6 protein-coding genes are annotated in these 9,861 nt (G+C 40.9%); all 6 read left to right on the top strand.

Annotation, left to right across the window (positions count from 1 at the left end; translation table 11 throughout):
- Positions 1 to 10: 10 nt before the first annotated feature.
- From pglZ to NR121_RS25520, 6 genes are read left to right on the top strand one after another with little or no spacing between them, the layout of a single operon-like run.
- Entirely contained in the window at positions 11 to 1,897 is a 1,887-nt protein-coding gene (gene pglZ / locus NR121_RS23320; RefSeq protein WP_054819689.1) for a BREX-3 system phosphatase PglZ, read from the top strand.
- Positions 1,898 to 1,901: 4 nt separating this feature from the next.
- A complete protein-coding gene (locus tag NR121_RS23325; protein WP_256832013.1) occupies positions 1,902 to 2,615 on the top strand; it encodes a hypothetical protein in 714 nt (237 codons plus the stop codon).
- A gap of 58 nt (positions 2,616 to 2,673) precedes the next feature.
- Positions 2,674 to 5,883, top strand: coding sequence for a DEAD/DEAH box helicase (locus tag NR121_RS23330; RefSeq protein WP_256832014.1), 3,210 nt, complete (start codon positions 2,674 to 2,676; stop codon positions 5,881 to 5,883).
- A 21-nt stretch (positions 5,884 to 5,904) separates the two neighbouring features.
- The gene (locus NR121_RS23335; RefSeq protein WP_256832015.1) at positions 5,905 to 7,725 is read left to right on the top strand and encodes an ATP-dependent nuclease; all 1,821 of its coding nucleotides are present in this window, start codon (positions 5,905 to 5,907) and stop codon (positions 7,723 to 7,725) included.
- An 18-nt stretch (positions 7,726 to 7,743) separates the two neighbouring features.
- Entirely contained in the window at positions 7,744 to 9,483 is a 1,740-nt protein-coding gene (locus NR121_RS23340) for a UvrD-helicase domain-containing protein (RefSeq protein ID WP_256832016.1), read from the top strand.
- Between the two features lie 53 nt (positions 9,484 to 9,536).
- On the top strand, positions 9,537 to 9,593 hold the full coding sequence (locus NR121_RS25520; RefSeq protein ID WP_221842540.1) for an SEC-C metal-binding domain-containing protein: 57 nt from the start codon (positions 9,537 to 9,539) through the stop codon (positions 9,591 to 9,593).
- The last annotated feature ends 268 nt before the right edge of the window (positions 9,594 to 9,861 follow it).

Consider the following 9,861-nt stretch of genomic DNA (forward strand, 5'->3'; position numbering starts at 1 on the left):
GTGAATATGCTTGAACGGTTGGCGTCAAAAGGTGCTTGAATGTTTTCAAGCACCTTTCCCCCATCTTACAATTGTAAGCGATCCGGACCAATTGCTAGAAGATGAAAACATCCTTTCTACATTAACGGAGCAAGGATTAGAAATTATAAAGCTTCAGGATCGAGCGTCATTTCGTTACGAAATGGAACGCCGATTTAAGAACAAAGATCAAAATGTAAATTGCGTTGTTGTCAGCCAATTGGAAGACTTAAGAGAAATCCCCTTTGATATATGGAGCAATGCACAAAAGGTTGAGTTGCGGAAAAACAGTCTGTTCCCCGGACTTTCTGCTCATATTGTACGCCAATTGGATACACGAACATTGGACTTTTTATCCGGTATAACCATCAGTGGCACGGTATCTTCCGAACGGGCAACGATTGACTTTATCTTAAGACAAGTCTATGGGATATCCTATGATTCCGTGCATTCTCTATCCGATTGTCTGTTGCTAGCCATGCGATATCATCGACTTCAGTGTGAAGTTCCAAAAGTGATACAACAATATCTGATTGACGATCTGAAACATCGAATAACGGATGTTCCTATTCAAGATTGGATATCCTCACATCACGCTTTTGTGCAGTATCTGCAACAGGAGTGGCATGGATTTGTTGAAGATCATTTTCCGGAATCACATGCTTTCTGGGACCCCGAGGTACGTGCAGTGTTAAGCATGCTTTTCATCGAAGGCGATCTGTCCCCTGTTTTGATTAATCACGATTCTTTCCCGAATGTATTCTTCTGGGGCGTATCTTATGATGATAAGCGACAGAAAATCGAAATGCTGAAAGAAATAGAGCGACAGGTGGAGACGTTACTTTCTTCCTCACCAGATCGCCGCACCTGGATACAGATCGCTCGTCTCTTTGGGAAGGCAAAAAGTATCTTGTTAGAAGTGCAGCTAGAGGATGAGGACAGCAACCTATTAGTAGACTTGGAGGAAAGAGTTGAGGCAGGTTTTGAACAGTGGTTATCGGATCACTATGGATCATTGGCTACGTTAACGGATCGAAATGCTCCGGTAATGGTGCATAAAACGGTTGAGGTGCTCAGGCTGAAGGGACAAGAGAAGGTTGCGCTTATTGTCTGTGATGGGCTGAGTTTTGTTCAATGGGCTCAAATGGAGCGGGAATTAGTGAAAGATTTTCAGTGTGAGGTCTATGGTTCATTCGCGTGGATTCCTACCCTAACTTCTGTATCCAGACAGTCTATTTTCTCTGGCGAAATTCCGCGATCCTTCTACGATTCCATTAACACAACCTCCAAAGAGGAAAAAGCCTGGAAGACAGTCTGGGAAAGAAATGGCGTTCCCTCAGGTTATGTTACTTACGAACGCGGTTTAGGACAAGGAGAATATGATCGATCCAATATTGCAGCATTGGCCAAATCGAACACAAAAGTTGCGGGCCTTGTTATCGATACGATCGATCAACTCACTCACCATACCATACAAGGCCAGTTAGGCATGTATGCTGCAATTGACGTGTGGTTGAAACAAAGATTTTTGCAAACCCTTCTTTTGGACTTGTTGAACGCGGGTTTCGATGTTTATCTTACCTCCGATCATGGAAACAAGGAAAGTAAAGGGGTAGGGCGAACAAATGATGGGACACTTCCTGAAACCCGTGGGGAGCGTGTAAGGGTGTATCGTGATGTTGTCCTAAGGGATCAAGCGGCAGTACAATATTCATGTAAATCATGGCCTGGGACTGGATTGCCGGATGACTATCACGCCATAATCGCTCAAACAGGAGAAGCCTTTGTTCGCGAAGGGGAGATTGTGGTCAGTCACGGCGGTGCAAGCATAGAAGAGGTCATTGTTCCTTTTGTTCACATCAAAAAAAAGATGATGTAGGTGTATGATGAAAAAAGCAGTCGGTTTTGATCAGAAAATTCAACTTCATCAGCTTGATTTTATTGCGAATGAAATCCCTAGAATGTCATCAAGGGATGCATTGTACCAATTGGTTGATGAACGGCTCATGGCCGATATTGGAGGAGCAAAATCGCGTGCTAATGCCCGTACGATTTTGTTTAAAATTTGGTTCTTAGTTTCAGACGAGCATATCGAGCTTCGTGACAGGGCATTGGAGATGTTTCAACATGCAACGCGGGAAGAAAAGCTTGTGCTTCATTGGGGCATGTGTCTCCTTGCGTATCCTTTCTTCAAGGATACGGTAGAGCAGCTAGGCTACTTGTTTCACTTGCAAGATGAGGTGACTAGCGAACAGATCGGCCGGAAGATAAAAGGGCTGTACGGTGAACGGCGGCGAGTAGAAGTATCTGTGAATGCCGTACTTAGTTCACTTCGCTCCTGGGGAGTCCTAGAAATGGGGAAGCGTAATTCTCATACCATGGCGGCGAAAATCAATATTTCCTCGCCGGAAATAAAGAAGTGGCTCGTACAAGTTATACTGACCGTTACAGGTAAGACTGTGATTGAATTAAATTATTTACCTGGAGAACCCTGCATATTCCCATTCGAACTGACTGTACTGGAATCTGAGCTTTCGGGCAATCATTTGGAGGTTACTCGCCAAGGAATTGGAAGGTTGTTGGTTGGGCTTAAATAAACGCTAACTCTGCTCGCGTGCGCCGCGGCAGAGTCTTTTTGCAAAGTGGGTGATGATCATGCTAGTCAAAGGCGATATTGTACGCGCTCCCCAGTTTCCGGAAACGGTGGAGATTAACAGCGTTGAACTGGTAGACGAGTATTTTGTTAATATTTCAGCTATTGGACGGGAATCGAATCAATATTACGAATTGATGATCGAACGAAGTGATTTGGTAGGCTTTAAGAGGATAAATGAGTCTGTTACATCAGAAATAGTCAACGCGCAAGAGTTGCAACATTATCTACAGTACTTTGTTTTCTCAATGGATACAAAGTATTCCTCCAAGAGGGCTTTGGGGAATAACAAATTGATCCCGCTCCCTCATCAAATCGAAGCTGTATATAGTCGTATGCTTCAAACTCCTCAAATCCGATTTTTACTAGCGGATGATCCAGGGGCAGGCAAAACGATCATGTCCGGCATGCTCATAAAAGAGTTGATGGCTCGTGATCGTATCCAAAGGGTTCTAATTCTTGTTCCGCCACTTGTACTAAAGCAGTGGCAAGAGGAACTTAGTGAGAAGTTTGGGGAGATATTTTTTATTATCAATCGTTCTACCATCAAACAATATGGGTCTGAAAATCCTTTTCTTAAGCATGACTTATGTCTGGCCTCTATGTACTGGGCAGCACGAGACGAAGTGAAAAGTATGCTTAGCGAAGTCGATTTCGACCTTGTTATCGTGGATGAAGCACATAAAATGGCTGCATATACACACGGCACGATCAACAAAAAGACGTCCAAAACGAAACTCTATCAACTTGGTGAATTGTTGTTGCGCCGTAGTGAGCATTGTGTTTTACTCACCGCTACTCCGCATAAAGGAGATATGGAAAACTTTCGTCACTTGATGAAATTGGTTGATGGAGATATTTTCTCGAGTCTATCTGTCAATGAAACGTTGAAGGAGAAAGCTAATCCATTTATTATTCGAAGATTGAAAGAGAATATAAAGAATTTTGACGGGACACCACTATTTCCAAAGCGTACAGTGAAAACGATTCAATATGAACTCTCTAAGCCAGAGTTACAGCTATATGAGGATGTAACGAACTACGTACGACATTATTTTAATCGGGCTATTAATTCTGGAAGCAATAGTACAGCGTTTGCTATGATGCTTCTTCAACGCCGACTCAGTTCGTCTATTGCAGCAATTGATTTGTCATTACGCCGGCGTAGGAAACGGTTGCAACACTTACTAGAGCTTACGGTAAAAGAACGCAAACAATTCATCGATAAGACTAAAGCCATTAATATAGACGAATATTCAGATGAAGCGCTAGATTTACAAGAAAAGATAGAGCAACAGCTCGAGTTAGCTGTAGATCAAGTAGACCCGGAAGAACTTCAAATTGAGATTGACCAGTTGTCCCGATTAATTAAGCAAACCACTCATTTGAAGGCGAATGCGATCGAACGAAAGTATGATGAGTTGGAAAAGACATTATTTGGTCTAAATGGGTTACTTAATCAAGGAGAGAAACTACTCCTGTTTACGGAATCTGCAGATACGTTGGAGTATTTGGAGAAGAGATTACTAGAAAGATTGCCTAAGGTAGCAAAGATTATTGGCAAGTTCTCGATGGATGAGCGAAGAAGACAAGTGGAGTTATTCCGTAATGAATGTCAAGTAATGATTGCCACGGATGCCGGCGGCGAGTCGATCAATCTGCAATTCTGTAATCAGATGATTAATTACGACATCCCATGGAATCCGAATCGATTAGAGCAACGAATGGGTAGAATCCATCGTATCGGCCAGAAAAACGACGTAGCTGTATTTAACTTGGTGGCATCCAATACTCGGGAAGGCGATGTCATGATTCGTTTGCTGGATAAGATGGATAAAATGCGCAACGACCTTGGATCGGATCTTGTATATGATTTTATCGGTGAGATATTTAATGGTGAAGATCACGATCTTCCTTCACTCATGCAAGCTGCAATTTTAGAACGCGAAAATCTAGATGACATAATAGCATCCATGGAACGATCGATATCGGAAGAGCACCAAAGATTGCTAGAGTTTGTCCAACAAGAGCGATTAGCCGAAGATGCATTTGATTTGCCGAAAATGAGACGTGAACAGCATGACATAGCCGTATCGAAGCTGTCCCATCGTAGTTATGCTGAATTTGCCGAACAGGTGCTGGTCAGGAACAACATTCGGGTATATTCATCACAACAGGAGAAAGTAAAGCGGATTGATCGGATGCCGAAGTATATCAGAGACCTATGTAGAATTCACAATTTACCCTATAGTCAAATGAATGAGGCGATCCGATTTACACCGTATTCTGAATATTGTGTTGAAAATGTCATGTTGCTGTCTGACGATCATCCATTATTTCGTTTGAGCATGTTACTAGCTCAGAAAGATCAGGACAAATTAACAGTTCAAAGATTCATGGTATCTTATCCGATTCGAGAGCCGATGACAGTTGATGTTTATTTGGTCAATGTCGTTGATGGAACAGGTAAAGAATTGGATGGTGAAGTCATCTGTATCGCCAGAAGAGAAGATGGCTCGATGTTGAGACTCGATAATTATTGGTTATTTCAGCAACAGTTTAATGGAGAACCAATCGTATTGGAAGTTATAGATGACAAATCAATGCGATCAGCGGCGATACAGCAAGCAATTGCAATTAGGGATCGAGTGAAGACGAAGCGTAATCAATATTTAAACCGTGTTCTTCAGTATCTCGATCAAACGTTTACGAAGCAAATGCATGAGCTGATGGATCGAAGAGCTGAATATGAACGAGATAATCAAGATAATCGTAACAGTGCTTTGATTAATCAATTGGATGCAAATCTTATTGATATCGAATTGCGTAAAGAGACCCGACTAACCCAGGTTGAACGACAGAAAAATATTACCATGAAACCGCCGAAACGAATCATGCAGCTAGAAGTTGTTCCTAGAGGAGTCGCTGAGAGGCTCCTATCAGTAGATTACAAAGAGATTGTAGAAGCTTATGAACGTCAACATGGCCGGAGCAACGTGAAAATGTTCGATCCATTGGCGAGAGTCGATTTCTATAGTGAACGATTTAACGGTGAAACGCGCTTCATCATCCTGACTAACAATAAAGATTTCTATCCGCCAGAGGAATATCTCGAGGATTTGTCGGACATTGCCGAGCATACATTCGTTTACTATGTTCAAGGTAACGTTGTGGTGGACGAGCAAAGATTGGCTCGACGTATTCTTGTATAACCTGCAGTTGGAGGTAGTGGGATGAGAATAGCGAAAATAATGATTGAAAAATACAGGGGAATTAAAGAGTGTGAAATTTTTTTATCTGGTCGTACTGTTTTAGTGGGAGATAATAATATTGGAAAATCAACAATATTAGAAGCGATTGATCTTGTTCTTGGTCCTGAGCGGTTATCAAGGTCACCTGTCATTGATGAGCATGACTTTTATGCGGGTGAGTACTTGGATAAGGAAGGAAATCCGGTTGAGATAAATATTGAAGTTATTATTGTTGATCTAAGTGATGAACAACAAAGGTATTTTCGAAATCATCTCGAGTGGTGGGATAATGAAAATAATTTATTAATTGACGGCCCTCCGCCGGAATCAACAGATAAAGAAAGCGTAGTAGCAGCTATCAGATTGGGTTTCAAGGGGAATTACGATGCTGATGAAGATGACTTTGCGGGGAGAACATACTTCTTATCTCCTAAAAAAGACGATGGTACATATGAACCGTTCAGAACAAAAGATAAGAGGGTATGTGGATTTCTATTCTTAAGAACACTTCGTACAGGTTCTCGGGCATTAAGTTTGGAACGGGGCTCGTTACTTGATATAATTCTACGCTTGAATGAATTGCGTCTTCCTATGTGGGAAGATGTCTTGAAACAGCTGAGAGATATATCAGTTGCTGAAAATCCTGAACTAGGTATTTCTGGAATCTTGGAATCTGTACAAAATTCCGTGCAATCATTTGTTCCATCGGATTGGGCTGATAATCCTCATTTGCGAGTTTCAGATTTAACTAGAGCGAACTTAAGGCGAATACTTACTGTCTTTATGGGTACAGGCTCAATTCGCGATGATGGAACAGAATATGCAGCTCCATTCCAGCATCAAGGTACTGGTACCATTAATACTTTAGTCCTTACGCTATTATCCATGATTGCTGAATTAAAACAAAATGTAATATTTGCTATGGAGGAACCTGAAATTGCGATACCGCCATATACCCAAAAGCGTATCATACAAAGTGTAAGTTATAAGTCAGCACAAGCTATATTTACCTCGCATTCTCCATATGTACTTGAAGAATTTGATCCTTCAGAGATATTAGTCATCAATCGTGTAGGTGGGAAATTGACAGGAGTTCCAGCTAAATATCCACCATCAGTTAAACCTAAAAAGTATCGGGATGAATTCCGAAGACGATTCTGTGAAGCACTGTTGGCTCGCAGAGTATTAATTACTGAAGGTCGCACGGAATATGATTCTTTCCCAGCTGTTGCAAGAAGATTACAGGAACTGCATGGAGAAGAATACAAGACATTTGAAGAACTTGGTGTTGCTATAGTAAATGCTGAAGCAGAGTCGCAAGTAGCACCGATCGGGGAGTATTTCCGAAAACTTGGTAAAACGACATTTGCAGTTTTTGACAAGCAAAGTGATGAAAATAGAAGGGCTATTGAGAGCGCAGTGGACTATCCCTTTGAAGCACAAGAAAAAGGATTTGAGGATGTCATACTTGAAGGGTCTAAGGGAGAAGCACTTCGTCGTTATGCCCTCATGTTAGTTAACGATGGAGACTGGCCTTCACATATGAGCGCCCAAAAACCCACTGAAACAATGCCACTTGATGATTTAAAAAAAGCACTCAGAGAATTCTTTACAAAATCGAAGGCAAATGGAAGTGCGGCTGATTTTCTAGGTCAATGCTCTAAAGATGAAATGCCAGAATTTATTGTGAGCATAGTAAAATCAATTCAAGTTATAATCGAAAGAGATCTAAAAGGTAAAACTATCGTGGATGTTGACGGGGAAGATGTAGATGAAACATCAGAACATATAGAAACAGAGTAGGAAAGGGGGCTTCTAACTATGTTTGAACTCTCAGAGCAGAAAAAACAATTAATAAAGACTGAGGGGAATCTTTTAGTTCTGGGAGGCCCTGGTTCAGGCAAGACTACGATTGCATTACTGAAAGCAAAACGGATAATTGAAGAAGAAGGAATTAAAAGAGGTCAGGTTGTATTATTTTTAAGTTTTGCAAGGGCGACTATTTCTCGTGTTGAAGAACAAGTTGGTCTTCTTATTTCTGATAAAATACGAAGCCACCTCGAGATTAATACATATCATGGTTTTATATGGAATTTGCTAAAATGCCATGGTTACCTAATAAATTCCAATGCCCCAATTCGTCTCCTCCCTCCGCCAGAAGCAGCATCAAGATTTGCAAATATTTCGGGTAAACAAGCTCGTGAGGAAGAGAAGTATAGGCTTTTCAAAGAAGAGGGAATTCTTCATTTTGATTTGTTTGCGAGAATTGGTGCCGATCTCCTATCAAGAAGTAATGCATTAGCTAAAGTTATATCGGCTGCCTATCCGGTTGTTATTCTTGATGAATTCCAAGATACAAATTCAGATGAATGGGAGTTTATTAAAGCTATTGGGAAAAGGAGCAGGCTAATTGCCCTTGCTGATGCCGAGCAACGTATCTATGAATTTAGAGGAGCAGACCCTGCACGAATTGGAGAATATATTAAAGAATTTCATCCAACTCAATTTGATTTCGGTATAGAGAACAATCGCAGCAAAGACACGGATATAGTGCAATTTGGAAATGATATTTTAAGTGGCAAAAATATAGGTAGGAAATATAAGAATGTGCACTTGTTAGGATATCCTTTTCGTCAAGGATATCCTCACATAGATTTAAAGTTTACAGTTTTAAAGGCACGTAAAAAAATAATCGATGCTGGTCGGAAGGATTGGTCAATAGCAGTTTTAGTACCTTCTAAGAGGTTGATGTTGGAGATTTCAAGCTGTTTTAGTACAGTTCATACTCTTGCCAATGGCAATGTAATACCCCAAATTAAACATGAGGTGGCACTCGAAACAGCTGGCCCATCTTTAGCAGCGATATTGATTGCGGGGGTTCTTGAATTGGGCTCACAAAAGCAAACAAATGCAGATAGACTTATTGGTGATTTATGTGAACACATTCGAGGAAGAAAAGGAGATGAAACTCCAAGTAAAGCTGATCTTGATTTTTCATCAGCACTTCTTGAATATATTAAATCAGGAAAGATCCGCGGCAAGAATAGACAGTTGGCAATTCAGGAATGTCAAAGAATAATGTCTGAAAGTACCAAGATTGAGTTTACTGGAGATCCAGGTGGAGATTGGATAACTGTACGGAATTTACTTAAAAGTTCCACATCCGGTTACCTTAAACAGGTGGAGAATGATGCTCATTTTTTAAGATTGTTGCATAAGGGTTCGATTCTATCATTAAACTTGAGTAATCTATGGAAGGATTATGGAAACTATTCAGGGGCGACAGAAGCCGTCCGAAATGCTCTTCTTCAAGAACATTTTTCAACTTCCACAAGGGTATGGAAGGGTGTTCATGTAATGACAATTCATAAGTCCAAGGGTAAGGAGTTTGATGAAGTTTTTGTATACGAAGGGCGTTACCAAGGCAAGATAGTTCGACATGATGCAAGTAAAAAAGAAATGGATCAAGCACGCTTAAATCTAAGAGTTGCGGTTACTCGTGCTAAACAGAATACAACTATCGTAACACCGAGCGATGATGTATGTATTTTATTGAAATAGTATTGCAATGTGCCTAAGGGATGTCATCACTAGCGGCTAGTGGAGGGAATTGATTGAAGAATCAGTTAGGTCGTAATGACCCTTGTCCATGTGTTAGTGGAAATAAATAAAATACGACAAATGTTGTATGAGTAAACTCGACGACGATGCATTTTTAAATCCAACTAATTTCATGGACAATTGTGCACTTTGCATAATTCCATTTTCGAGAAAAAGACAACAGATTTATTTGGCCTGTGATTGGTTTCAATGTCGTGATGTGATGGCTTTTGGGGGGCTGTCAATAATTTTGTGTAAACTCATGTATAAAGGAATCTGCCCTAGGGGAGATTGGCCCCTTACGGCAAGTGCTGCCCGATTCGATCCGGAAAGAAAACG

Origin of the sequence: Paenibacillus sp. Pae15 (assembly GCF_024519685.1) — a bacterium.
GTDB lineage: Bacteria > Bacillota > Bacilli > Paenibacillales > NBRC-103111 > Paenibacillus_G > Paenibacillus_G naphthalenovorans.

What these genes read in the sequence shown, in the direction of transcription:
- NR121_RS23340 (WP_256832016.1), top strand. Translation starts at nt 7,744, where the DNA reads ATGTTTGAACTCTCAGAGCAGAAAAAACAATTAATAAAGACTGAGGGG.
- NR121_RS23335 (WP_256832015.1), top strand. Translation starts at nt 5,905, where the DNA reads ATGAGAATAGCGAAAATAATGATTGAAAAATACAGGGGAATTAAAGAG.
- NR121_RS23325 (WP_256832013.1), top strand. Translation starts at nt 1,902, where the DNA reads ATGATGAAAAAAGCAGTCGGTTTTGATCAGAAAATTCAACTTCATCAG.
- NR121_RS23330 (WP_256832014.1), top strand. Translation starts at nt 2,674, where the DNA reads ATGCTAGTCAAAGGCGATATTGTACGCGCTCCCCAGTTTCCGGAAACG.